A 25,490-nucleotide genomic window follows, 5' to 3' on the forward strand; every position below is an offset into this window, starting at 1 on the left:
CAGACTGGGTCATCGACCTCGGTCCCGGCGGCGGCGACAACGGGGGCACCGTGGTTGCCACCGGGACGCCCGCCGAAGTCGCGTCGTCCCCGGGCAGCATCACGGGACCATATCTGGCCCGACGGCTCCAATCCTGAACTGCTACAGCTTCTTAGATTGCGTGGTCTGTCGCGGCCGACTCGGAGAGGGTCTACTGCGACCATAGCTCGGTCATCCGGGGCCGCTCGGAATCGGCACCGGTAAACTGCCGTAGTCACGGATTGCGCGACTGGGCGGCGAATCGCGGGCCAGAACACCATTGGACCGACGTCAGTGTGAAGACACGAGGCCATTCCGAAGCGCAGGTCTTCGGCGCCCTCGTCTGCCGTCGAAGGCCAGGGACCGGCCCGCGGACCAGTCAGCGTCGGCTCACTGAGACCATGGAAGTCGTGCTCACTGGTTTGTCTCTCCCCACCCCAGTCACCTCGCGCTCTGGCGACCTGCTCCTTCGCCGGGCGTCGCGGGAGGATGTCCCAGTCATCATGCGGCTTCTGTCGGATGATCCGATCAGTTCCGGTCGCGGCGACGTCGCCAACGCAGACGATCACCCGGTGTATGCGAAGGCGCTCGACGAGATATCCGATAGCCCTGGAAACGAGTTGGTGGTCCTGGCCCGGCCGGAAAACGTTGTCGTGGGCATGCTTCAACTCACTCTCATCCCGGGAATGGCACGCCGGGGGAGCACTAGGTTGTTGGTCGAGGCCGTCCGCATCGCGAGCGAGGAACGTTCGGTCGGAATCGGTGACGCTCTCATGCGCTGGGTCGTCGAACGTGCGGCAATCGAGCTCCACGCGTCCCTAGTTCAGCTCACGTCCGACGCAGCTCGCACAGATGCTCACCGTTTCTACCGACGGCTCGGGTTCACAGACTCTCACCTCGGCTTCAAATACAGCGTCCAGGTTCCCTAGCGGCACACTAGTTGTCGAGGGACAGCCCTGGCTTGCGAGTAGCTACCACGAAGCCGTAAGCGAAGGCCGCAGTGAGCAAGCCGAGTACGGCCCACGCTACTGGTAGAGATCCACCGACGAGCTCCCGAAGATTCTGAAGGACCAAGACGAATACTGCTACGAGGCATATCAAGGCGATCGCTGGGGCCACGATGACTCGGACAACGGACTCTTCGAGTTGTCCGGCGCGTCGACGTCGGGCGAAGAAGATCAGGGCTGACACGGTTGTGCCGAGAAGCATAAGAATGAAACCGACCGTGGTAGCACCGGCAAACCAAGCGTAGAGCTCAGTTGCGGGATCCAGATCGATCACGATCGCCAGCAATACGAAGACCGCAGCAATGGCTGTCACGACGTTCGAGGCGGTGGAGGGTGAACCGTGCCGTTCGTTACGCATGCCCAAGACTGCCGGTAGCGCACCTCGCTGAGAGATGTTGAACACGTATCGCGAAGTCACGTTCTGAATGGACAACAAGCACGCAAACAGGCTTGTCACATAAAGTACCTGGACGATATGTTCCGCGGTGCTACCGAGGTAGGTCCCGACGGCACCAGGAAGCATCGAACCCGGATCGGTAGCGGCAATGCTGATTGCTTCGGTGTCGCCCCACGCTGAAATCAGCGCCCAGGTGGACACCACGTAGAGCAGACCTACAAGGGTCACAGCCAGATACGTCGCTATCGGAATCGTGCGGTTGGGGTTACGGCATTCGTCACGAAACACCGCCGTTGCCTCGAACCCCAGGAAGCTGAGGAAGCAGAACAGCAATGCAAGTCCGGGTGCGCCCGATAGCAAGGCCTCCGGTGCGGTGAATCCGCTCGACATCCCCTCGTCGGTTCCGCCGCTGACTACGACAGCCGCATCCAGCGCCAGGACTATTCCGACTTCGGCAATCAGTAGCGATCCGAGCACTTTCTTCGAGAGGTCGATGTTGCGAAATCCCAGGAAAGTGGCAGCGACCATGCTCACGTAAGCCCCCACCCACCATGGAGCGTCGGCGCCCCATGATGCGAGCAGCGCGGTGATGCCGGAACCGAGAAGACCGTAGACCCCGACCAGGAGAGCCAGGTAGGCGAGCAACGCCATGAAAGCGGTTCCGAATCCAGTCCGTCGACCCAGGCCCGTACCGATGTACGCGTAGAACGCACCTGCGTTACGCACATATGGAGTCAGAGCGGTGTAGGCGACCGAGAACAGTAGAAGGATGACGGTGCTCACGACGAAAGTAGTGGGGAGCCCAATCCCATTCCCTGCGTTGATGCCGATCGGCACCGTGCCGCCCATCGCACCGAGAGGGCCCGCGAATGCGGCGACGATGAAGACGATTCCCCAAACCCCCATGGAGCCTCTGAGGCGTGCCTTGCCGTCGTGGTGTTCTGTGCTGGAGGAATCTGGTGATGACAATTCGCTGGACACGCTGCCGGTCAGCCCTTCTGGAGGAATCAGTTGGTTAACGGTCGGACACTTGGGTGACCTAAATGATAGTTCTGCCGGCAGGATTCAAAGCGTGCTGGAGAAGCGCATGGAGTAGCCGAACTTGAAGCGGTCGAACAACTTTCGGATAGTTTCGCATCGCCGGTCAGTGTAAAGTCAGCGACATAGTTCGAGCGTGTCCTGGATTCGGGCCAGCGCAGGTGCGTAGATGTCTTCCGCATCGTGGGCGTGGACCCAATCCTTCAGGTCCTTCGTCATCGTCGGTGGGAGCAAATGATCATTCGTTGCGGCAATGAGGATCAAGCGATGGATGGCTGACCTGTCATCGCCGCTGCCTAGGGCAGCGAAGACAGCCGTGCGTTCCTTGGCGCTGAGACGTCGGCCGAGGTGGTCGGCGAGCTCCCACCCGAGTTGCTTGTTGATAGTGATAATCAATTCGATTCGCCTCTGCTTCGTTGGGTGTCGGACACGAAGACCGGTCGCCGGCTAGGGTCTGGCGCTACTAGCGCGTCACGGGTTAGCTGCGGCCATTTAAAGTGTGACCGAGTGCACTCACGGAAGCGAATGGCCATGTGTCGCAAACCGAAGAGAATCTTCTTGACAGAGTGTCCACCGTGCCGGGTCCTGGGTTACCGAGCGGTGCATTAGAACCGTGGCGCACGGCCGACCAAGTCCGATGGCTCTTGTGGGCACTATCTGCCCTCGTAACCCACCCAACTAGAAGGTGAGTCGAAGATTCAGCGTCTTCCATTGCCGCGCATGCTGAATGCTGTTGTATTCAGGTTCGCCCGCAAGCTCGATTCGCGAGCATCCCTGGGTTACCGCAGTCAAGATCGTTTCGGCTTCTTGACGCGCGAGCGGCTGTCCCATGCACGAATGCAGGCCAGCGGCAAAGCCCAGCTGTGGCCCTTCTTCGGGCGAGCGGGTGTAATCGAACGTGTCCGGGTCGGTAAAGACACGCTCGTCTCGGTTTGCCGATGCGAGCAATAGGTAGACCGTCGAGCCTGCGGGCACGACGGTGCCCGCCACCTCTGAGTCCTCGAGGGTCATCCGCGTTACCCCGACCTCAGGCGTGGCGAAACGAATCAGCTCGGTGATGACCTTGGGGCGAACCGCTGGATCGTCACGAAATGCGGCGAACAGCTCGGGGTCCATTGCCATGCGCTCCAGTGCGTGCGCAGTGAGGTTGGTCGGCGAAAACTGGCCCGCGGCCAAGAAAAGGATAGCGTTGGCTGTTGATTCCCGCCGTGTCATCTCACCGCGTTCTTCGGCCTCGAGATACGCAGCAATCACTCCTGTTCGTGGTTCTCGGCCAGCTCTATCGACTGCTTCCGCACAGAAGTTCTCCAGCCACGCGCTGCCTTCGGCACCAGCCCGTAGGTCGTCCTCGGTTGCAACGACGCCGAACCCGCGTGCGAACTGATAGGTGTAATGGCGCACGGCATCGGCGTGCTCGTTGGGTATACCCAAAATCTTGCACGTGGTTTCGTGTATCGGAAGCAGACACAACTCGCGCGTCGCCTCGATACGACATGTCGTTCTTGCTTCGGACAGCGCGCGTTCGACAGCCGAGGTGGTGGTGGCTATCCAACTCTTGACCGACTTCGGGCTGAACATACCGCTGATCAGCCGTCGATGCCGGGTGTGCACAGGGGCATCGATTCCCACCAAAGAAGAGTGAAGAATATCGAAAGCCCCGAAGTCCAGCTGTTGGACCGAACTCTTCGTATGCCGCAACAGCACGGACACGTCGTCATAGCGCGATACCACGTACGTACCGTCCGCGAGCTGGAGGACGGGATATTCGTCTCGCAATCGACGGAAGTGCGAGTACGGCGCATCGAGTAGTTCTTTGTAATAGAACGGCAGCAAATCCGTTTGGTCCGGTGCGGTAGAAGCGGTGTGACCACCACCCCCAGGCAATGGCGTGGTTGAAGTCATGAATTGAATTATGTGAGCCAAGCCATGTAATACCACTATACAGAATGGCGTGATTCGACCGAAATTTCATGACGCAACGTAACTTTGAACGTCATTGCCATCGGAGAAATCGATCGTGTGTGGTATAGCAGCAGTGTTGCATTCACAAGGTGTCGGTTATTCATTGCGACGTCGATAGTCGGTTTCTGCTGATTCGATCATTTCGGTTTCGCCTTGGCAGCATGTCACCTGGGGAGGGAAGGGCCGGACCGTTACTTCGTGGAAACACTGCAGTTGAAATGGCACGGATGCATATCGATGCACAGTTGAGTGCGACGATGAAGCTATGCAGTTCAGACAACTCCAATACCTTGTCGCTTTGGCGCGCGAGCAGCACTTCACCCGCGCTGCAGATGCATGTGACGTCTCGCAACCGGCGTTGTCCGAGGCGATCCGAAGGCTAGAGCTCGAGCTCGAATTACCGCTGATTGCCAGAAGCCATCGATTCGAAGGTCTGACTGTCGAGGGCGAGCGCATAGTCCGCTGGGCAGAGAGAATTCTCGACAGTCATGCTTCCCTACTTCACGAGGCTGCCAGTTTGAGGGCCGGCGTGACGGGAACGCTTCGGCTGGGGGTCATACCAACCGCGTCGACCGCGGTCGCCGAGCTGTCCGGATCGCTCTGTACACGTTATCCCCTCATCACAGTCAGCTTCGACGAAGATCTTTCCTCCGTCGAGATCGCGGCCAGGTTGGATCGATTCGAGCTAGACGGCGGAATCACCTACCTCGACGACACCGTCACCGAACACCATCGGGCATTCCCGCTCTATCGGGAGATGTACACGCTGCTGACGGCTGACGATCCGGCACAGCCACGACGCGAACTCATCTCGTGGCGAGAGGCTTCGACGTTGTCGATGTGCGCGCTCCCGTCCGTCATGCGCGGCAGGCGCATACTCGACCAGAACTTCGCCGACGACGAATGCGTCTGCACCCCCCAGATCGAAACCAACTCCGTGGCTTCGCTGTACGCACACGTCAAGACCGGCAAATGGGCGGCCGTGGTCCCGAAAACATGGACCGATGTATTCGGCGAGCCATACGGGTTGCGGTGCACACCTCTGGAAGAAGGCCGCCGACCCACGATCGTCGGTCTGATTACCCGCAACGACGCGCCGCCGTCTGTTCTGGTCGCTGCGCTCGAAGCGACTGCATCAATGCTCGACCAGACATCATCGGGCGAGCCTATCGAACGGTAAGCCGAGCATCTTGGACACCGACGACTCCGACAGTGCACCCTCAATGGAGTATCTGTCTCCTTGCGGAAGGCTTCACAGACGATGGCTCGTCGCGACGACCACGAGATCGACGAAAGCAACATCGTCGTATCAGAGAACAAGCAATACGCAGCAGGCATCCCCGCGGTGCTGGTGTCATTGCGGCGCGGAATCGAACAGATGGGTGTCACCAGAACTGCTTTTTCGCTTGCAAAGCTGAACCAACGCACGGGGTTCGACTGTCCCGGGTGTGCGTGGCCAGAAACCCCCGGCCATCGCAAGCACGCAGAATTCTGCGAGAACGGTGCCAAGGCTGTCGCAGAGGAAGCGACCAAGCGCACGGTCGGACCCGACTTTTTCGCACAGCATTCCGTTCAGGACCTTCTCACCCGAACCGATTACTGGCTCGGCCAGCAAGGCCGGATCACCCACCCGATGGTTCTGCGCCCCGGAGCCACACACTACGAACCCATCGACTGGGACAGGGCAAACCGCCTGATTGCCGGCGAACTCAACGCGTTGAAGACCCCGAACGACGCGATCTTTTACACCTCCGGACGCACATCGAACGAAGCAGCCTTTCTGTATCAGTTGATGATTCGCACGTATGGCACCAACAACATGCCCGACTGCTCCAACATGTGCCACGAATCGTCAGGCAGTGCACTGACCGCGTCGATCGGCATCGGCAAAGGCTCGGTGTCGATTCCCGACATCGAGAATGCCGACCTGATTCTCGTCGCGGGGCAGAACCCCGGCACCAACCATCCCCGCATGCTCTCCACACTAGAGAAGGCAAAGTCGAACGGTGCCCGCGTCATCGCGATCAATCCACTCCCCGAAGCAGGCCTGCTGCGGTTCAAGGACCCACAGAAGGTGAACGGCGTCATCGGTGGCGGAGCACTTATCGCCGACGATTTTCTCCAGATCCGTATCGGCGGTGATATGGCATTGTTCCAAGGTCTCGCAAAACTTCTCGTCGACGCCGAAGACGCGGCCCCGGGGACCGTTATCGACCGAACCTTCATCGACGCTCACACCGCCGGGTTCGAAGACTGGTTGGGGCACATCCGCAAAGTCGACCTTGACCTCGTCGTCGAGGCGACAGGCCTGACACTCCAACAACTTCAGGACACCGCCCACGCCCTGATCCGATCCAACGCAACCATAATCTGCTGGGCGATGGGCCTCACCCAGCAGACTCACGGCGTCGCCACGATCGAAGAGGCCGTGAACCTACTACTCATGCGCGGCATGATCGGCAAGCCCGGAGCTGGGGTGTGCCCTGTCCGGGGGCATTCCAACGTCCAGGGCGATCGTACGATGGGCATCTGGGAAAAGATGCCTGAGTCCTTTCTCGCCGCTCTGGACACAGAATTCGGCATCACCTCACCGCGGGAGCACGGCCTCGACGCCGTGGACTCCATCCGCGCGATGAGCAGGCGCTCAGGGTGTGTGTTCGTAGCTATGGGAGGAAACTTCGCCTCGGCCACACCCGACACCGATGTCACCGAAGCCGCGCTGCGCAACTGTTCGCTTACAGTGCAAATCAGTACGAAGCTGAACCGCAGTCACCTCGTGCACGGCCGCACGGCGCTCATCCTCCCCTCTCTCGGCCGTACCGACAACGATGTGCAAGCCAGCGGGAAGCAGTTCGTCACCGTCGAGGATTCGATGTCGATGGTCCACCGGTCCCGCGGTGGCCTCACTCCGTCCAGTCCGCACATGCGATCCGAGGTTGCGATCGTCTGTGGCCTCGCGGAGGCCTTATTCGGATTGCACCATCGAATTCCGTGGGCTGCTTTTGCCGACAATTACGATCTGGTCAGAGACTCGATATCTCGTGTCGTTCCGGGCTTCGCCGACTTCAACACGAAGGTTCGGAAGAAAGAGGGATTTGGTCTACCGCATCCACCGCGGGACTCTCGTACCTTCGAGACCCCCACAGGAAAAGCGAATTTCGCGGTCAACGAACTCAGTTGGCTGCCCGTCCCGCCTGGCCGGCTCATGCTGCAGACAATGCGGAGCCACGACCAGTACAACACCACTATTTATGGACTCGATGACCGCTACCGCGGAGTCAAGGGCGGTAGGCGAGTCCTGTTCATCCATGAGACCGACATCGTGAATCTCGGCTTCCATGACGGCGACCACGTCGACCTGGTATCGGAATGGACCGATCGCGAGGGCTGTACCAAGGAACGGCGCGCTGAGAATTTCCGGTTGGTATCTTACCCGACTCCTCCCGGCAATGTCGCGGCGTACTATCCCGAAACCAACCCTTTGATCCCCCTCGACCATGTCGCTGAAAAGTCGAATACGCCGGTCAGTAAAGCGATCCTCATCAAGCTCGAAGCCTGTTCGTGAACGCCCGCCCATTAATGGGCGATAGAAACGAAAAGGACTTTGCGGCAATGGATTGCACTGACCATGACGCCTGGGGATCCGTTACGGCCCAGTGGCTGAACGGTTCAAAACAGAAATCGAAAGTGTCCCAGTGAACGACCACGGCACCGGAGCGATGGCAGTGGAAATCGGGCATGAGTCGGAGGACCATCAGCGCTCCACCGATGGAACCAGCGAGTCCAGGGACCGCGTCCGTGACGTCATGGTCAAGCACCCGAAAATGATCGGCGCAGCAACCACGCTGGAGCAAGCTGCGCATCATTTTGCCGATGAACACGTGCACATGCTGTTGGTGGTCGAGCAGTCACGACTCGTTGGCACTCTCATCAGAGCGGATCTCTGCGAGGATCTGCCACCGACATCCTCTGCCATAATGCGTTCCGTGCTGACTGGTCGGTGTGTCCGCGATGACGAGCCCGCGGATGCAGTGCTGGAACGTATGATTCGCCAGGGTATCAGGCGTCTTGCGGTCATCGATGGTACCCACCAACTGGCTGGACTGTTGTGTCTGAAGCGAAGCGGCAGGGGCTTTTGCAGCGATACGGACGTAAGCTCGAGGCATTGATACTTCGGCCTGAGCGGCTGAACGTGCAGAGGAGTTGCCGCAACTTCAGGACTGCCGTCGCAACGCAGACGTACAAATCGATATGTACGCCGCTGGTCCCGATGTCCGATCGAACTGGATGTGGTTTGCGATGCTGGTTTACACCGCACCGCCGCGTTCAGGCAGCTAGCTCAATGTTGTTGTGCCAGAGGGGAGGATTTCGCCTTCGTGACCTGAGCTGTCTCTCTGATGAAGTACGGAGTGACTCCGCATAGGAGAACGGTGGCGACGGTCAAGATCGCGAACCCCTGAACGAAACTACCGGTGGCGTCCTTCACTGCTCCCAACAAGTACGGGTAAGCAAACCCGCTGACAAGCCACGGGGTTCCGATGATGATGCCGTTGACGATGCCCGCGAATTTCGGATGAACCGATTCGATAGCCTCGGCTAGCGTCAACGATTCACTCGAATAGACCCCGATACCGATCAACGGAACGAGCAGAACCACCATCACGTAGCTTTCTGTAGCCAAGAAGGCGGTCATCGCGCCGAGTGCGACGGCCGTCACGATTCCCGCCACCGCGATGATCTTCTTGGTTCCGCCCAGCCGTTCTGCAAGTAGAGGCACAGTCAACGCAGCCGCCGAACCTGCAATGGAGAACAGAGCTGTCAAGAATCCAGCCAGAGATTCTGACATGCCCGCGTCTTCGACCAGAATCGACGGCAGCCAACTCGAGATTGCGGCGAACAGACCCACGCCACCGATCCAAAACAGCACTGCGGCGATCACATTTCGGTTCAACAACGAGCGATACGATCCCGCGTTGGCGGGAATCGGTTCCGACTCGACAGCAGACGGCTGCCCCGCCCGTTCGCGGTCGACTGGCGCGTTCTTCGACACCACCAGCACCAACACGAGTACAACACCCATGACGACAGCTTGCACAGTCAGACCCGTACGCCATCCGAAGGCGGCAAGCACCGCAGAAAATACGAACAGGCTCAGCAGGGCACCCATTCCGTCACCTGAGAGCATTACTCCGAGGGCGCGACCGGTCCTGTTGCTGTCACGGAACCAGTTGACTGCCATTGTGTATGTGGCGACCCAAAGAAATCCTACTGAGACGCCGGCGAGCACCCTGGCAACCACGACCAGTCCGTAACCGTGCGACATAGCGAAAACCGCTTGGCCGAGCACCCCGGAGGCAAGACCGGCCACGATAACGTTCTTGCAGCCCCATCGGGACGCCACGAAACCACCGATCAAGATCATTGCTCCTGCGACAAGGCCTGTGATCGACGAGATCCCGCCGGCTTGCGAGTAATCAAGGGCCAATTCTTCGCTGATTGCCCCGAGGCTGGGGCTCCAACCCACGTAGGGCAGAAACGCACATACCAATGCCAGATACGCCACCAGCAAATTGGTAATCCTACTGCTCGACATTTGACTCCTCTACGACTTGGGACTGAAAGTTCCGCGACCCGGACCTCGCAAAGCTTGTTTTTTGCAAAGTGCAGGCGGCGGCCGATGGTGATTGCGTCCGAGCCGTCTGCGCTAACGAAGCTTCCGCTGCGCGGACCTCGTACTGAATCGTCGAAGTGTCAGGAGAAATCCCGTTCGCTGCGACATATTGTCAGAGACTGCTTGCTCGCGAAGACACAACGGGCACAACGCCGTTACGATCGGTCACCTCGCTCAACACACCTCTGATCAAGGACGGTAATGAAAGAATTCGAAGCAAATTGGACGCCCTTCACGCCGGTAGCGCCGGAGCGCGTGACGCAGGGGAGCCCTTCTACTCGGCTCGCCGAAACCGTTGCGGGCGAGAGTTTCAAGTCCGGTCTGTGGGAAGTGACACCAGGACGGTTCACCACCGCGCCCCGTGGTTTCGACGAAGTTATTCACATCATCAGCGGCAGTGGAGTCCTACGTTCCGAAGATGGCACGGCAGTGGAGTTGTCCCCTGGCGTCTCGTTTTTGATGGAAGATGGGTTCGTGGGCGAGTGGGAGATCCGCGAGCAGCTCCAGAAGTTTTACGCCAAGGCGCAGACCGCAAGCATTGTCTGATCGCTGCGGGGTGGCCGATCGCTAGCTGTCAAGTAGCGTCGTATCGGTCGCCCCACCAGCGGACACTGAAGAAGCTGACGTGGGCGTCACCGTTCCACGTGCCTTGGGATGAGGCAATGCTCGGAAATACTCCGGCGGGACAACCAGTGACACTGTGACCGAGGTCTTGGTCAACTATCTGACACTTTGAGCACGTGATCTTGGCAACACTCTCCGTACGCTGGAATTCGCCCGCCGCTCGGCGTCAACTGTCCACCACCGGCACTCGAGTGTGTGAACCCCGCACCTGGATTCACCGGCGAGGTCCACACGTCTCGCCTCGCGAAAGTGCAGCAATGACTGACGAAAAACATTCAAGTACTACGCAGCGTCTCGACGAAGCGTCGAGTGGTGCTCTGCTCGAGGCGTCGTCGACGCAATCAGTTGGTGCCAAGCCCACTATTGCAGTCGTCGGGAGCGGTCCGTCCGGCTGCTACATTTCGTCTTTTCTCGAAAAGAAGTGGCCGGGATCGGAGATCGCTGTATTCGAGTCGATGCCTACCCCTTACGGTCTGGTTCGCTATGGAATTGCGGCCGATCATCAAGGAACCAAGAACGTCACGCGTCAATTCGATCGGCTCTTCACCAAGGGCAACGTTCGATTTGTCGGTAATGTATGCGTTGGAACCGACATCGAGTTTTCCACGCTTGCAGAGGCTTTCGATATCGTTGTGCTCGCCACCGGTCTCCCCGAAGACCGTCCACTGGACGTCCCGACGCAGGCGGGGGCACGGGTTATCGGAGCTGGAACACTGCTCCGAGCTCTCAATGGTTATCCGACCCGGACGATTCCATGCGACCCCGATGGCCGGTATACCCCTCTAGGACAACAGCTTGCTGTGGTCGGCATGGGCAATGTCGCCCTAGATGTGGTTCGCCTGATGTCGAAAGACCCCCACGAGTTCGAGGGGTCCGACATCGACGACGAGCTACTGGCGCAGCTTCGCCCGAACAGGCCCAACAGTATCGACGTGATCAGTCGATCTGGCTTGGCTCTTGCCAAGTTCGACTACGCGATGTTACGGGAGCTGTTGTCCCTCCCGAATATCGATGTGACCGTAATCGGTCTGGGTGACAACGCAACAGGTCCCGCCGCCGAGCTACTACGCACGCATGTAGACACTGCCGAAGACCCTCCATCAACGGACCAGGTGCGCACCCACGTACGCCTTCACTTTCAGCTCAGCCCTGAATCGATCACTACAAGCGGTGACCGAACCATTCTGAGGGTGAGCACGCCGTATGGGTCCGACGCAACAACCGACTTGGTCGTCGACACAGTGATAACGGCAATCGGATTCACTCACGGCGATCAGCAGGATCTGAGTTCTCCGACCGGAGACTGGTCGGGTGACAACGTCTACCGCGTGGGTTGGCTGAGCCGTGGACCGCACGGGGCTATCCCCGAAAACCGCAAGGACGCAATGCAGGTAGTCGAGCGCATCGCCGACGACGTGATCAGCGGTCGACTGAAAATAGGAAAAGCAGGCTACGCCGTGGTGGGGCCTCTGCTTCGCAGCGTGGTCTCTTTTGCAGACTGGCAACGTATCGAAGCTCTCGAACAGCAAGAGGCGCTGCCCGGCCGTTGCAGGCGCAAAGTTACCGACCGTGAGCGCATGCTCTCGATCGCAACGTCAGCAATTAGTTCGGGCACCGCTTCGGAGTCGGATACCGATATGCCGGTAACCCGGACCGCCGGTGCTGTGCGAACGCACCAACAACCAACCAGGGAGTCGGATCAATGACCACGGCCACAATCCTCTTCGGAACCGAAACCGGCAATTCCGAGATGGTCGCCGACGAAATCGCGGCGGCACTCGATCCTTTCGGTGTCACGAGTGAGATCCACAGCATGGGGGACTACCCAGTGGATGACCTCTGTGGGGCGAACCTTGTCATCCTCATCACGTCGACTTATGGCGAGGGCGACCTTCCCGATACCGCCATCCCATTCTTCGACGCACTCAAAGAAAACAAGCCCGATCTGTCGAGGACGCGATTCGCCGCCTTCGGCCTCGGCGACAGCAGCTACGACACGTACAACAACGGTATAGCAACCCTGATCGAAGCGGTGACCGACCTCGGTGCGGTTCAGATCGGTGAGACCGGTCGCCATGACGCCGACAGTGGCCTCGACCCCTGCGACATAGCAACCAGCTGGGCCACAGAGACTTTCGCCGCTGCCGAAGTTTGAGGCCCTGGCCAACCAGCCATATCCGCAATAGAAGGAGAAGATCGACCATGTCAGACGTAACCACCTTGAATGCGGCCGTCGTACCCAACCCCAACTCGGTGGCGTTGGACGACTGGGGCCCGCTCCCCGAAGCAACAGGGGCCCCGATGGCTACCGAAGGCAAAAGGCTTTGGTCCGGGGATGGAGTCTTCGAACTCGGCATCTGGAAATGTGCGCCCGGATTGTCGCACTGGACATTCGACACCAACGAGTCCTTCACGATCTTCTCCGGCCGGATGACGGTGACCCAGGACGGTGGCCAGCCTCTCGAGCTTGCGTCCGGCGACAGCGCCGTCTTCCCGAAGGGGTGGAGCGGCGTGTGGGAACTCCACGCAACGGTTTTGAAGGTGTACACCCTCTTCTGATCCCGGCCCAATACTTACCAGCTAGCGGTGTCACCAACAGATGTAATCAAGAGAATGTGGAGACTTTTGTCAATGAGCCAGACAGTGCGAGGCGTGATTTCTCGCTCCAAGGGTGCCCCAGTCGAGGTCGCCGACATCGTGATTCCGGATCCCGGCCCGGGTGAGGTGGTGGTGAAGGTAATCGCCTGCGGGGTGTGCCACACCGACATGACCTATCGCGATGGCGGTATCAACGACGAGTATCCGTTCTTGCTCGGGCATGAGGCATCTGGCACCGTCGAAGCGATCGGGGCCGGCGTTGTGAACGTCGAACCCGGCGATTTTGTAATCCTGAACTGGCGCGCCGTGTGTGGGCAATGTCGAGCGTGTAAACGCGGGCGCCCTCACTTGTGCTTCGACACCCACAACGCTACCCAAAAGATGACACTGACCGACGGCACCGTGCTGTCACCGGCACTGGGCATCGGTGCGTTCGCCGAGAAGACGCTCGTACATGAAGGCCAATGCACCAAGGTCGACGCTCGAGCCGATCCTGCTGTGGCCGGATTGCTCGGGTGCGGTCTGATGGCCGGTATCGGTGCGGCTATCAACACAGGTGCGATCAATCGAGATGACACTGTTGCCGTCATCGGCTGCGGAGGCGTCGGTGATGCCGCGATTGCCGGTGCAGCGCTGGTCGGAGCCAAAACCATCATCGCTGTGGACCTCGATGACAAGAAGTTGGCCAAGGCTCGTGAATTCGGAGCCACACACACGGTAAATGCATCGAATACCGATGTCGTGACATCGATCTTGGAGCTGACAGAGGGCTTCGGTACCGACGTGGTCATCGACGCGGTTGGGCGCCCGGAGACCTGGAAGCAGGCGTTTTACGCCCGCGACTTGGCCGGCACCGTTGTGCTGGTCGGTGTGCCTACGCCGTCGATGACCTTGGAAATGCCGTTGGTGGACTTCTTCTCCCGCGGCGGATCCCTGAAATCCAGTTGGTACGGAGACTGCCTGCCGGAGCGTGACTTTCCCACTTTGATCAGTATGTATCTACAGGGGCGTTTGCCACTCGAGAAGTTCGTCTCCGAACGGATCGGCCTCGACGACATCGAGGAGTCTTTTGACAAAATGCATGCTGGAGAAGTGCTGCGTTCGGTAGTACTGCTGTGAGCAGCAGCCACATTGCCCGGGTCGTGACATCCGGAAAGTTCGAACTCGATGGCGGCTCCTGGGATGTCGACAACAACATCTGGGTCGTCGGTGACGCCTCCGATGTCGTGGTTTTCGACGCTGCTCACACGGCGCAACCCATCATCGATGCCGTAGCGGGGCGCAACGTGGTCGCCGTAATCTGCACCCACGGCCACAACGACCACCTCACCGTTGCTCCCGAGCTAGGCCGAGCCCTGGACGCCCCGGTTCTGCTTCACCCCGCCGATGACATGTTGTGGCAAGAGACCCATCCTGGAAAAGAGTTCACTCCGGCCGAAGACGGCATGATCGTGACTGCCGGTGGTATCGAGCTCGTCGGCTTACATACGCCCGGGCACTCACCCGGCTCGATGTGTTGGTTCGCGCCCGAACTCGGTGCCGTCTTCTCCGGAGACACGCTTTTCCGCGGCGGACCAGGAGCAACCGGTCGCTCGTTCTCGGACTTCCCGACCATCCTAAATTCGATCCGTCAACGCCTTGGAACTTTGCCCGACGACACCGTGGTGTACACCGGCCACGGTGACACCACCGAAATCGGCGATGAGATGGTCGATTATGACCAGTGGGTCACTCGAGGTCATTGATCTAAGCGGCGAAAATCTCGAATAGAAGCTGAAGGCCTCCCGGCGCACGCGCAGGGAGGCCTTCAGGCTTTGTTTAGCAGGGTTGTCAGAATGTCAGTTTCAAATTCAGGGTCTTCCACTGGCGGGCGTGCTGAATGCTGTTGTACTCGGGCTCACCGGCCAGCTCGATACCGGCGCACCCTTGTGTGACTGCCGTCAAGATGGTGTCGGTCGATTGGCGCGCGAGGACTTGCCCCATACAAGAGTGCAGTCCGGCGGCGAAAGAAAGGTGCTGTCGCTGACTGTCCCGATTGTGGTCGAAGCGGTCGGGGTCTGCAAAGATTCGCTCGTCGCGGTTGGCTGATGCCAGGAGTGCGTAGACCGTTGAATTTGCGGGCACAACGGTTCCGGACAGTTCCACGTCTTCGAGTGTCATACGCGTGACTCCCGTCTCGGGCGCGATGAACCGGAGAAGTTCGTTGATAAATTTGGGTCGAACCGCGGGATCGTCGCGGAACATCGCGTAGAGCTCTGGATCCGAGGCCAGCCGCTCCAAACCGTGTGCCGCGAGCGTAACCGTCGAAAAGTGGCCGGTTGCCAGGAAGAGCATGATGCTGGCCGTTGTCTCCCGCCTGCTCATCTCACCGCGCTCTTCGGCCTCCAGGTAAGCGGAAATGACACCCGGTCGAGAATCTTGGGCGACCTTCTCGATCTCGGCGATGCAGTAGTCTTCCAGCCACGCACTGCCCTCGGCCCCAGCCTTGAGATCATCTTCGGTCGCGACGATGCCGAATCCTCGAGCAAATTCGTAGGTATTGTGGCGCACCTCGTCAGCATGCTCGTCGGTCATTCCCAGCATTGCGCACATCGTCGCATGCGTTGGAACAAGGCACAGTTCGCGTACGGCTTCGATCTGTCCCGTTGCCTTCGAGTCGGACAGCGCGCGCTCGACGAACGAGGCAGTGGTGCCCATCCAACTACGCACCGATTTGGGCGTGAACAGGTTGTTCACGAGTCTCCGGTGACCGGTGTGCATTGGCGCGTCCATGCCGATGACAGTGGAGTGAAAGATTTCGAACGATCCGAAATCCAGTTGCTCCACTGAACTCTTCGTGTGCTTCAGGAGAGTGGCGACGTCTTCGTATCGCGACACCACATACGTGCCGTCCGTGAGCTTCAGAACGGGATATTCGTCGCGGAGCCGACGAAAGTGCGGGTACGGTTCATCGAAAAGTTCTTCGCGATAGAACGGCAGCAGCTCCGTCTGGTCCGGCGCAGTTGAGGGGGCTGCACTGGGGCTTCCCTCGTGCGGCGGCGTGATTGGGATCATGAACAAATTGTCCGGCCCGGCGTGCGACGACACACTAGACGTAGTGCAATTGCTTGACCGGATGGACCTGACGCATTGTCACGGCTGTGAGTGCCGATCCCGCCTGCGGGCAAAGTAGGTGAAGGGCCCAGATGGGCAATCGTCAGGTCGAGACACGCGAGTTCGACGACTCTCGGCGGTGAGATGGCACGATTCGTCGAATTCTTCGAACACTGCCGAGCGAAAGTTGTTGCTGGACCGCTGGATGGCTTCGTGCCATAGTTTGGCGGTCTGGAATTCTTCGCGTGGTTAACAGATCTTGGCCGAATCGACCGATTCCGTTGCCTACGTGTTGCTTGAATTGCACGGTGAGCCATAGGGATTTCGATTTGTCGAATCCCTCGGTGCCTCGTATCCCCGAATAGGAAGCGACTATGACCGATTTGAAGATGACAGTGGCCGAACGAACCGAGTTCTTGCGCGGCAGCCACGTCGCCGTCATCGCCGTCGAGCGCGCTGACAACAAGCCGCCGCTGTCCGTGCCGATCTGGTACCGCCTCGATGAGGCCGGCGACCTAGAAATCTGGACCGAGCTCGGATCGATGAAAGAACGATTCATTCGCGAGGCCGGGCGATTTTCCCTCACGGTTCACCATGACATTTGGCCCTATCAATTCGTGTCCGTCGGCGGCCCTGCTTCGATCCGTGAGGGGATCACCCGTGAAGGTGTGATCCCGATCGTCGAACGTTACGTCTCTGCGGATGAGATGGATGCCTACCTCGATGCGAATTACACAGAGGACGCGGTTTTGATAACGATGCGTCCCAAAGTGTGGAACTCGGTCGACTACAACAAAGAATAGGCAATCCCGCCTATGTGGATCTCGTGGCCTACGCGCGGGAGATGATCATCGAACAGCGCATCGCGATCTTGGGTGGTGTCGACTTCCCTGCATTTGATATGGCTCGTGGAAATGTACCCCAACTGCCGACAATCGTTTCGTAGGCGACGCGGTTCCGTGAATTTCCTGGTCGTTTCTATGTGTTGAGATCGGAACCAGCGGGGCGTTACCACAGGAAGTAGTCGTATCGGCGCACGGTTCTGGAAGGTTCGTCGTCGTCGGCGGCCTACGCTCTTGTTGTCGGCGAGGGTGTTGCCGGACCTCGAACGACCAATGCGTCGTGAAGCGCGGTGCCTCCAAGTGCTGCCGGCGACCTGCAAGCTCCGGGCGTTGATCGGGTCATCTCCCGTTGTGCAAGAGGTGAAGTCGACCCCACCGCAAACAGAGTCTTCGCCAGGGGCCTGGCGAAGACTCTGTATGGCGACTATGAGGCCTGGCTTCCGCGCTGTACGCCGAACGGATTGGTGATGACGAACTTTGATAATCACCACCGAAGACGGCGCAATCAAAACTGACTACACTGATCCCCGTCGGTTGAGAGTGTCGGCTGCACGGCAGCGATTCGGTAGATCTGTACTAGCCGGTTATCCGCCGAAGCCGTCGGGAATCCGACAGCCGTGGGGCACGAGGCGAGCGATCGGCGCTTGCATATGATTATTTGCGCCTACTTGAACTTCTGTCGGTGACATCGACTGTGTTGCGTTGGAAGCCGACAATCGGATCGACGCTCCGCGGCAATACCAGCTACCCGACTCCGTGTATCGCCCGAATGTACCGAGGGACGGTCTGATCGAAAGCCACAGCTCACAGGTGCGCTGAATCGAAGGTCTGGGTCCGACCCGGACAACACCTGTGAGCTGTGGACTTGCAGTCGAGAATTACACAGAAAGTGCTGCTGCTGAACGGCTTTCGATTTCGGGATCGGACTGTCCACGACCGGTGAAGGTGAAGCCCGTGTAGCCTTCCTCGGCGATGCGGTTGACGATTCCGACGTACTTCGACCAGCCGCCGGAGTACGGGATGAACACGCGGGAGCCGTCGTCGTTGACGTGCACCATGTAGTTCTTCACCTGTTTGCGCAACAAACCGTCAGCGGCCTCCTGCGTCTGGAGGTGCCATTCGTTCTGGGCTTCGATAGTCGCATCCACGGAGTCGTGGCCGTTCTCATCCATGAAGGTGATGAGGTCTGCCACGTAGTTGACATGGAATACGTTGTGCACATTGAAGTTCACCAACACCGATGGCGATCCCGGACCTGTGAGGACGTACATGTTGGGGAATCCGTGCACCATCAATCCGAGATATGCATGAGGCCCACGATCCCAACCGTCGGTCGGCTTCTGTCCCTCCGCGTTACGGATGTCGATCGAATCCAAGGCACCGGTGAACGCGTCGAACCCGAGCGCGGAGATGATGACATCTACCTCGTGGAATCCTGCAGTCGTCTGGATCCCGGTTTCGGTAACTCGTTCGATGGAGTCAGTACGTAGATCCACCAGATGAACATTGTCTTGGTTGAACGCCTCGTAGTAGCCGTTGCAGACCACCAGGCGACGCGTTCCGATCGGGTAGTCGCGCGGTTCGAGTTTGTCCGCAAGTGTCGGATCGTCGATCGCGTCGCGGATCTTTCCCCGTACGAAGTTCGAGACCAGATCATTGGTCTGCCAATCGGTCTTCTGGTCCGGGAAGGCGAAGGTCATGGACAGCCCACCGAAAGCCCACTGGTCATTGAGCCGCTGCAACTGCTGTTCCGCGGTCATCTGAGACGCCGGCACGTCGGTTGTGGGGGCCAGATACGCGACCCCGGTCTCCATGACCTGATCCCACAGCTCACCGAGATTCTCGCTGAGCTGACGATACCGATCCCGATCCATCGGAGAATTCTGAGAAGGGACCACGTAGTTCGGGGTGCGCTGAAACACGTGCAAACTTTCGACCTGTCCTGCGATGGCCGCGATCACCTGTGCACCCGACGATCCCGTTCCGATCACCGCGACGCGTTTGCCTGTCAGGTCGACCGGCTCGTCGGGCCAATGTGACGTTTCGAGCCACTGTCCCTTGAAATCTTCCACGCCCGCAAACGGCAGCTGGCGCGATTTGGACAGCTGACCGGTCGCCATGACGACGTGGCGCGCGTAAACAGTTTCCCCTGAGTCGGTCTGCACCTTCCAACGGTTGGTCTGCGGCTGCCACTGCATCGCTTGCACGCGAGTCGAGAAGCGGAAGAACTGCCGTAAACCGTAGTGGTCAGCGTAGTGCTGCAGGTATGCCAACAACTCTGGCTGTGGTGGGTACCGCATGGACCACTGCCACTCGGGGTAGATCTCAGGGTCGAAGAAACTGTAGTAATAAGCCTCGATATCGACACGCGCTCCCGGGTACCCGTTGTGACGCCACACCCCGCCGACATCGGAGGCAGAGTCGAAGCCGAGGACGCTCAGTCCGTCGGCGGCAAGCTTGCGAACGGCGTAGAGTCCTCCGATTCCAGCACCGATGACGACGGCATCGACTTCGGTCGCACCGTCTTGTGAAACCTGCTCACGGGAGGTCGAATCCATTTGGCACCCTTTCTCGGTCGCCGCGGGACGCGGCTTTCTGGAACAATCCTGTGTCCTTGGAACACCTACCGCCAGACACTGCCTGTCAAGTTTTATTGCTTTCACCGGGGCATTGCGTCATGCAGACACGTATAGGGCGGATTCGACAGGTGGCCGCAATATCCTGACCACCGCGGGTCAGTCGGGGTCGTCGATCTTGGTGCTCGACCAGGCGTGTTCGGGCGGGTCGGCGTAGGGAGCGTGGATGAAGCCCACGTCGAGGTTGCTGCAGCTGCCTCGATCGTTCACCAGAGTCGGTCGCTCATCCGTCCACTGGCAAGAGTTCGAAATTGACGGCGGCACTGCGGATTCGACAGCTGAGACCAGGACGGGAGAATAGTCGAACTTGTCGCCATCGCCACGGGAGTGCAGATCTTCTGCTGCGATATGCACTCCCGTGGGGGAGGGGCACCGATTCGAACTGTCCGCTTCGCCGGCACATCGAGGAAGGCTTCAGGCTGGCGGTTCACGGTCCCGTACTCAGTGACGTAGTCGCCCTGCAGAGCTGTACGTCGACCGAAGGATGAACGATGCTTCGACGGACACAAGCTCAGAGTTTATTGGGATCTACCCCGATCTGCGACATAGCCAGTGTGGGGTTGTAATGGTCTCGGACCATTGTGACCTTTCCGCCCTTGACCTCGCAAAACATCGCAAAAGGTAATTCGACTCGACGGCCCGTCGCAGCGATGTCGCCCCACGGGGTAGGCATTGGGCCCGAGTGGATGCCGCGAAGGACGAAATCGCCTGCCGCATGAGTCGAGTCCCCCACAATGGAGAGAATCTCGATTTCGAAGTCCGAGAACGCGTTCCGCCAGTCCTGGTCGCCACGCACAAATGAATCTGCACCCCTGGATACTTCGCTACCCGACGAAATGTCTACATACACGACATCTTCGGTGACTGTCTGCCGCAAGGTGGACCAGTCGCCCGCGGCGAAGGCTTCGCCCAGCTGGCGCAAAACCGGTGCAGCACCGAGGTTGCTCGTCAGCGCGTCCTTCAATGCCTTAGCAGCAGCGGCTGGGTCTTCTGCACTGTAAATAGCCCCACCTGCTACCGCAACGTCGGCACCGGCTTCGCGGACAGCAGCGATGGTGTCGATCTTGACGCCGCCGGCAACTGAGAAGGGGACGCCGGCAATCCTGCCGTCATCGAGGAGATTGTCGATGGAATAGCCGGGCTGGGCTTGCTCGTCCAATCCTGCATGGATTTCGACGAAGGCGACGCCCAGCTTGGTTACCTCGCGTGCCCTCTCCACGCGGTCCTTGACTCCGATCAAATCAGCGACAACCTTCTTGCCGTGCTTCCGTCCTGCCTCCACAGCACCCATGATGGTCGCATCACCGGCGCTGCCGAGTACGGTCACCAGATCAGCCCCCGCTGCGAATGCCAGGTCCGCCTCGAGGAAACCGGCGTCAGCTGTCTTGAGGTCTGCGAACACCTCGAGGTGAGGGTGCGCCGCTTTGATCGCACTCACGACGCTGAGACCAGCGTTCTTGATCAGGGGAGTACCTAGCTCGATGATGTCGACGTACGGGGCCACCTTGTTGGTCAGGGCCAGTGCATCGGCGGTGGTGAGTAGATCGACGGCAACCTGCAACTTGGTCATTGTTTTTCTCCTGTGTTTTGTGTTCGATGATGGGGGTGAGTCAGCCGATGTTGGCGTGGCGTTTCCACAGCGTCTCGGCCGTCTGATCGTCGTTGGTCCACAACGAGTGAAACAGTGCATCGAAAGCCAACAGAACGGACTGCTCGAAGAGGCTGCCCGCGTACTGGTGGGTGATAGCTGCACTGTGGTCCTGTTTTTCGGCCGCCGGCAAGATCAGAACCTCGTCCGAGTCCTGTGCGAGTGCTGATTCCGAGGCTGTGGTGACCGCCAGTACACTCGCTCCGACTTTCTTCGCTGTCCTCGCCGCTGCAATCACCGATCCGGTGGTGCCTGATCCCGAGACCGCGATCAGTACGTCGCCCTCGCCGATTGCTGGGGCGCTGACCTCCCCGGCCACATGTACGCGTAGTCCGAGGTGCATAAGACGCATGGCAGCCATTTGAACGGCGAGACCACTGCGACCGCTTCCTATGAAAAAGCTACTGCGGGCCGACGTAATCAATCTTCCCGCATGGTCCCAAGCTCCTGCGTCGATAGAATTGAGCAGGCGCGCAGTCTCTTCGAGCACTATACGTCGGCCATCGTGGAACTGAAGCCGCGTGGGCTCACCGATGTCGGTCATCTTCCTCCTACATGAGTATCCGTGCCTGGCTGGGTATTTACACTGCCGCCGGCGAGGCTTATTCGCACTCGGTCACATGGCGGGCAGTAACTAGCCAACCGACTAGTGCATCTCGTCAGCGGGACCCGTAGCCTGATCTCGTGGCGAGCTCCGACTTCCCTGGCCGGCTCCAGATCGATTCCTGGACAGAAATAAGAAAAGTCATCAGCGGACCCCTTCCGGAAATTGCGAGCCGATTTTCGCGACTATTGAACCAGCTGTGGCCGCACGATGCATTGGTGATCTTCACGAGGGAATGTACAGGCCGACCTCGCAAAGTTGCAGGTAATCCCAGAATCGTCGACCGAATTACCTCAGATGAACTGGAAGAAGTAAGAAGGACAATTCAACCGGGTGAACTATTCGCAGGAATCTGCACACTGGGCGCCGATCAACGCCAGATCTGGGCTATCCGTGACTCCACAGACATTCTACTCGTTGTGGTCCCATATTCGTCCAGAACCGACACACCCGTCCCTGGCGAGGCCGCGGCGCTGTTCGGCATCGTCGCGACCTCAATCCAGCAACAGGTCACCCAGGCCAGCCCGGACTATCTCGCAGAATCTCGAGCCGCCTCGAGTGAACGCGCCCGCACCTTCGCTGAACTCACCGAAGCACATGAGGCAACCCTGACATCGATTCTCGGAACCCTGCGATCGAACGACCTCGACGACCGGCGGTCGCGGATTACTGCCAGTGAGACAGCGTCGGCAGCCCTCATCGCATTGCGTTCAGCTGGGAGCGCTGATCGTGCTCTGTCCGAAGAGGCCGTCACCACAGCGTTTGCCCGACTTCATGGCGAACTGCGAGCACTCTTGCGTCACTTGGACGTCTCCGTCGACTACATCGAGCCACCGGCCGACGGACGTGCCCTGCCCGGCGAGATCGCCCACGCTGCAAGAGCAATGGTCAGGGCTATTGTCTTGGTGTTCGCCGACCAACCTGTGCTCACCAGGTTGCGGGTTGCCTGGGACTGTGACGGCTCCAACGTCTTGATCGAGGTACGCGACCACGGAGCCGGGAAAATCGACCGCCGCGCCCTCACCCGGCAATTGGCAGGGCGGATCACAACCTTGCGCGGCCACGTCGACGTCGAATCGATCGAGGGGTGGGGCAGCCGGGTGTCGATGTCCATTCCATTGGATCCCCCCGCATCGCGTCCGGGCGAAAAATCGCTGTCGACGCTCAATCCTCGAGAACTCGAAGTCCTCGCCCATCTGGCCGCGGGTAGACGGAACAAGGCCATTGCCGTCGAGCTCGGCATCAGCGAGAGCACCATCAAATTTCACGTCGCCGGCATACTCAAGAAACTCGACGTAGCGAACCGAGCAGAGGCCGGTGCGATCGGCATTCACGCTGGGATGACGACGCCACCGGCAATACGATCGACCTGATCTCGGTCATAACCCAGACGAGAATTTCTGTGGGTGAACCGTGCTGGGTGAAGCCAGGCTCGAATTCTTTGCCTAGGCAAAGGAAAACCCGATCGATCCTCGTCCCCAGAACTGACTGATGACGATGCGCGGGGGCCGTCCACAGATATTCAAGTGTGGAGACCCGACTGACGTGTGTGCAGGTCGGATGCTCCAGAGCGGGTTCGATGCCAAATCAGACGCCGGTTATGACGGCCGCATTTCGGAGATGTTTCCGGATTCGTGTGTAGACAGCAAATGCTTACGTTCTGTCACCGACAACGCGATGCTCATTGACACTTCGCCGATATCGCAATGGCGTCGGAAGGTTCAACCTTTAAGGGCTAATTCAATTCGCGTGGGCCGGCCCTTCAGCGCGGCAGGGACCCGCACGAAACAACACCTCAAGGTCCGTTTCGCGAAGGAGCGACATGTCGAATAACAGATGGATTAACCTGTCTGTGGCCTATCTGGCCCTGGTCGGAGCATTTCTACCCTATGTAGGGTGGAGCCCGAGCTTGAGCACTATCAGCGAAGATCTGGGCTTGAGTTACTCGCAGGCCGGTGGGATTTCGTCGATCACTGGCCTCGTTGCAGGGTCGATGATCCTGGTCGGCGGCGTCTTCGCTTCTCGATGGGGATGCAAGAGCGTCGTTATTGCAGGTCTGGCCGCCGGCGTGATCGGACAGGCAGTTTTCGCCATGTCCGAGGGATTCGGTCTTCTGGCCGTCGCTCGGGTCCTTGCCGGCATCTCCGTTGGATTTTTGTGGGTTGCAACGTACACCCTGGCTGTGAACTGGTTCAGGGATCAGCGTAAGACAGGCCGTGCGCTCGGTGTCATGTTGTCCGCCGATGGAATGGGTGCTGTCCTAGGTCTCTTCGCTTTCTCGGCTGTGCTGGCAACCTTGGGCTGGCGTACGGGCCTGAACGTTCAGGCAGTGTGCATGGGTGCCGTTTTGATCGTCGTGCTCGTCGTCGCAAAAAATGCACCCAACCCGGAGAGTGAACACGCCACGGGCCAGGCGGTTGTCAGGCCTGGTACAGGCGAACTTGTACGAGCTATGTTCCAGTGCTTGAAGAATCGGAACGTCATGACCGCGCTTCTCTTCTGGATCGGTGGAGTCGGACTGTTTTCGGTTATCGCGAGCTGGATGCCAGCAATCCTCGTAGAGGATGCCGGAATGTCCGAATCGTTGGCCGGGTTCGTATCCGCTATGTTCTCCATTGCCGGATCCGTTGCGGCGCTCTCGGTCCCGTATTTTGCCGAAAAGTGGGGGAGCAAGAAGAAGGTAGTGATTTTCAGCGGTATCGTGACCGCTGGTGGTCTTGCAGCATTGACTGTCTTCCTGCTGACCGGCAACTACCTAGTGGTAGCTCTGCTGGTTCCGGTGATCGGACTGGGAGTGTATGCCGGAGAATCGCTCACATTGGCCACCGCAGTTGAATCAGTCGAAGCAAGATATTCGGGACTGGTCAACGGCCTGATAGTGGGTGTTCCCTGGCTGGTCAGTGGCTTCGCTTACCCGTATATTCTCGGGGCTGTCAAAGATTCCACCGGGGGCTTCGTTCAGGGATTCTTCGCTTTGACCGTAGCAACTGTCGCGTTGTGCGCTCTGAGTCCGCTGCTCATCAGGGAGCCATCGGCAGCCCTTGTGGGTGCTCGCGAGAACGAAGCACAGTCGCAGGTCTAGTGCACTGCTGGTCGGTCGCTTCGCGAGATTCACCGTTCAGGATTCGCCAACCGGTTCCATTGCCCTGTGCACGATCCCGAGTGAGGACCGTGTGGGTGTGACGATCTCCGAGTCGCTGACCTGGTGGGGGTTCTCGCTGAGTTTCGTATTGATTTGCCAACCGGGGCGTGTCGCCCAGCAAGACTCAGAGTGCCTGGGGATTCAGGTGGGGGACACGCCCCGTTTCCGTCGAGAGTATCTCGCCGAGAGTACAAGCCGCGGCCGCCTCAA

The 25,490-nt window shown here is 59.1% G+C and carries 21 protein-coding genes; 13 read left to right on the forward strand and 8 right to left on the reverse strand.

From position 1 onward, the window contains the following. Positions 1-521 precede the first annotated feature (521 nt). Entirely contained in the window at positions 522-947 is a 426-nt protein-coding gene (locus QM588_RS24860) for a GNAT family N-acetyltransferase (RefSeq protein ID WP_283317296.1), read from the forward strand. Positions 948-954: 7 nt separating this feature from the next. Here the strand turns inward: QM588_RS24860 and QM588_RS24865 are convergent, their stop codons facing one another. From QM588_RS24865 to QM588_RS24875, 3 genes are all read right to left on the reverse strand, one after another. Beyond that, positions 955-2,328, reverse strand: a complete 1,374-nt coding sequence (locus QM588_RS24865) for an APC family permease (protein WP_283317298.1) — start codon at positions 2,326-2,328, stop codon at positions 955-957. A 249-nt stretch (positions 2,329-2,577) separates the two neighbouring features. Then, positions 2,578-2,856, reverse strand: coding sequence for a hypothetical protein (locus QM588_RS24870; RefSeq protein ID WP_283317299.1), 279 nt, complete (start codon positions 2,854-2,856; stop codon positions 2,578-2,580). Between the two features lie 282 nt (positions 2,857-3,138). Then, on the reverse strand, positions 3,139-4,362 hold the full coding sequence (locus tag QM588_RS24875) for a cytochrome P450 (protein ID WP_283317300.1): 1,224 nt from the start codon (positions 4,360-4,362) through the stop codon (positions 3,139-3,141). 325 nt (positions 4,363-4,687) lie between these two features. Here QM588_RS24875 and QM588_RS24880 point away from each other — a divergent pair, with 325 nt between their 5' ends. From QM588_RS24880 to QM588_RS24890, 3 genes are all read left to right on the forward strand, one after another. Further along, positions 4,688-5,602 carry a LysR family transcriptional regulator gene (locus QM588_RS24880; RefSeq protein WP_283317302.1) on the forward strand — a complete coding sequence of 305 codons (915 nt, stop codon included), beginning with the start codon at positions 4,688-4,690 and terminating at the stop codon, positions 5,600-5,602. A gap of 81 nt (positions 5,603-5,683) precedes the next feature. After that, entirely contained in the window at positions 5,684-7,987 is a 2,304-nt protein-coding gene (locus QM588_RS24885) for an FdhF/YdeP family oxidoreductase (RefSeq protein WP_283317304.1), read from the forward strand. A gap of 130 nt (positions 7,988-8,117) precedes the next feature. Then, positions 8,118-8,591 carry a CBS domain-containing protein gene (locus tag QM588_RS24890; RefSeq protein WP_283317306.1) on the forward strand — a complete coding sequence of 158 codons (474 nt, stop codon included), beginning with the start codon at positions 8,118-8,120 and terminating at the stop codon, positions 8,589-8,591. 170 nt (positions 8,592-8,761) lie between these two features. Here the strand turns inward: QM588_RS24890 and QM588_RS24895 are convergent, their stop codons facing one another. Then, positions 8,762-10,015, reverse strand: a complete 1,254-nt coding sequence (locus tag QM588_RS24895; RefSeq protein ID WP_283317307.1) for an MFS transporter — start codon at positions 10,013-10,015, stop codon at positions 8,762-8,764. Positions 10,016-10,294: 279 nt separating this feature from the next. Between QM588_RS24895 and QM588_RS24900 the strand changes: the two genes are divergently transcribed. The 6 genes from QM588_RS24900 to QM588_RS24925 all read left to right on the forward strand — a co-directional run bounded on the left by QM588_RS24900 (position 10,295) and on the right by QM588_RS24925 (position 15,060). Further along, on the forward strand, positions 10,295-10,639 hold the full coding sequence (locus QM588_RS24900) for a cupin domain-containing protein (RefSeq protein ID WP_283317308.1): 345 nt from the start codon (positions 10,295-10,297) through the stop codon (positions 10,637-10,639). Between the two features lie 335 nt (positions 10,640-10,974). After that, a complete protein-coding gene (locus QM588_RS24905; protein WP_283317309.1) occupies positions 10,975-12,423 on the forward strand; it encodes an oxidoreductase in 1,449 nt (482 codons plus the stop codon). Continuing rightward, on the forward strand, positions 12,420-12,872 hold the full coding sequence (locus QM588_RS24910; protein WP_283317310.1) for a flavodoxin domain-containing protein: 453 nt from the start codon (positions 12,420-12,422) through the stop codon (positions 12,870-12,872). Before QM588_RS24905 ends, QM588_RS24910 begins: the two co-directional genes overlap by 4 nt. Positions 12,873-12,919: 47 nt before the next feature. Next, a complete protein-coding gene (locus QM588_RS24915) occupies positions 12,920-13,276 on the forward strand; it encodes a cupin domain-containing protein (protein WP_283317311.1) in 357 nt (118 codons plus the stop codon). A 72-nt stretch (positions 13,277-13,348) separates the two neighbouring features. After that, a complete protein-coding gene (locus QM588_RS24920; protein ID WP_283317331.1) occupies positions 13,349-14,434 on the forward strand; it encodes an S-(hydroxymethyl)mycothiol dehydrogenase in 1,086 nt (361 codons plus the stop codon). Beyond that, entirely contained in the window at positions 14,431-15,060 is a 630-nt protein-coding gene (locus QM588_RS24925; RefSeq protein ID WP_283317312.1) for an MBL fold metallo-hydrolase, read from the forward strand. Before QM588_RS24920 ends, QM588_RS24925 begins: the two co-directional genes overlap by 4 nt. 85 nt (positions 15,061-15,145) lie before the next feature. Here QM588_RS24925 and QM588_RS24930 read toward each other — a convergent pair whose 3' ends face one another. Continuing rightward, positions 15,146-16,369 (reverse strand): cytochrome P450, encoded by a 1,224-nt coding sequence (locus tag QM588_RS24930; RefSeq protein ID WP_283317313.1) that lies wholly within the window; start codon positions 16,367-16,369, stop codon positions 15,146-15,148. 413 nt (positions 16,370-16,782) lie between these two features. On the opposite strand from QM588_RS24930, the gene QM588_RS24935 reads away from it, so the two are divergent. Further along, positions 16,783-17,211 carry a pyridoxamine 5'-phosphate oxidase family protein gene (locus tag QM588_RS24935; RefSeq protein ID WP_283317315.1) on the forward strand — a complete coding sequence of 143 codons (429 nt, stop codon included), beginning with the start codon at positions 16,783-16,785 and terminating at the stop codon, positions 17,209-17,211. Between the two features lie 917 nt (positions 17,212-18,128). On the opposite strand, the gene QM588_RS24940 is transcribed toward QM588_RS24935, so the two are convergent. From QM588_RS24940 to hxlB, 3 genes are all read right to left on the reverse strand, one after another. Then, a complete protein-coding gene (locus QM588_RS24940) occupies positions 18,129-19,808 on the reverse strand; it encodes a flavin-containing monooxygenase (protein ID WP_283317317.1) in 1,680 nt (559 codons plus the stop codon). Positions 19,809-20,397: 589 nt separating this feature from the next. Continuing rightward, entirely contained in the window at positions 20,398-21,447 is a 1,050-nt protein-coding gene (hxlA, locus tag QM588_RS24945; RefSeq protein WP_283317318.1) for a 3-hexulose-6-phosphate synthase, read from the reverse strand. Positions 21,448-21,496: 49 nt separating this feature from the next. Next, the gene (gene hxlB / locus QM588_RS24950) at positions 21,497-22,078 is read right to left on the reverse strand and encodes a 6-phospho-3-hexuloisomerase (protein ID WP_283317320.1); all 582 of its coding nucleotides are present in this window, start codon (positions 22,076-22,078) and stop codon (positions 21,497-21,499) included. A 191-nt stretch (positions 22,079-22,269) separates the two neighbouring features. Between hxlB and QM588_RS24955 the strand changes: the two genes are divergently transcribed. Together QM588_RS24955 and QM588_RS24960 are read left to right on the forward strand one after the other, a co-directional pair. Continuing rightward, positions 22,270-23,511 (forward strand): helix-turn-helix transcriptional regulator, encoded by a 1,242-nt coding sequence (locus QM588_RS24955; RefSeq protein WP_283317332.1) that lies wholly within the window; start codon positions 22,270-22,272, stop codon positions 23,509-23,511. A gap of 449 nt (positions 23,512-23,960) precedes the next feature. After that, positions 23,961-25,220, forward strand: coding sequence for an MFS transporter (locus tag QM588_RS24960; RefSeq protein WP_283317322.1), 1,260 nt, complete (start codon positions 23,961-23,963; stop codon positions 25,218-25,220). Positions 25,221-25,490 lie beyond the last annotated feature (270 nt).

This window comes from Rhodococcus sp. IEGM 1354 (genome assembly GCF_030056855.1).
In the GTDB taxonomy this organism is placed as follows: domain Bacteria; phylum Actinomycetota; class Actinomycetes; order Mycobacteriales; family Mycobacteriaceae; genus Rhodococcoides.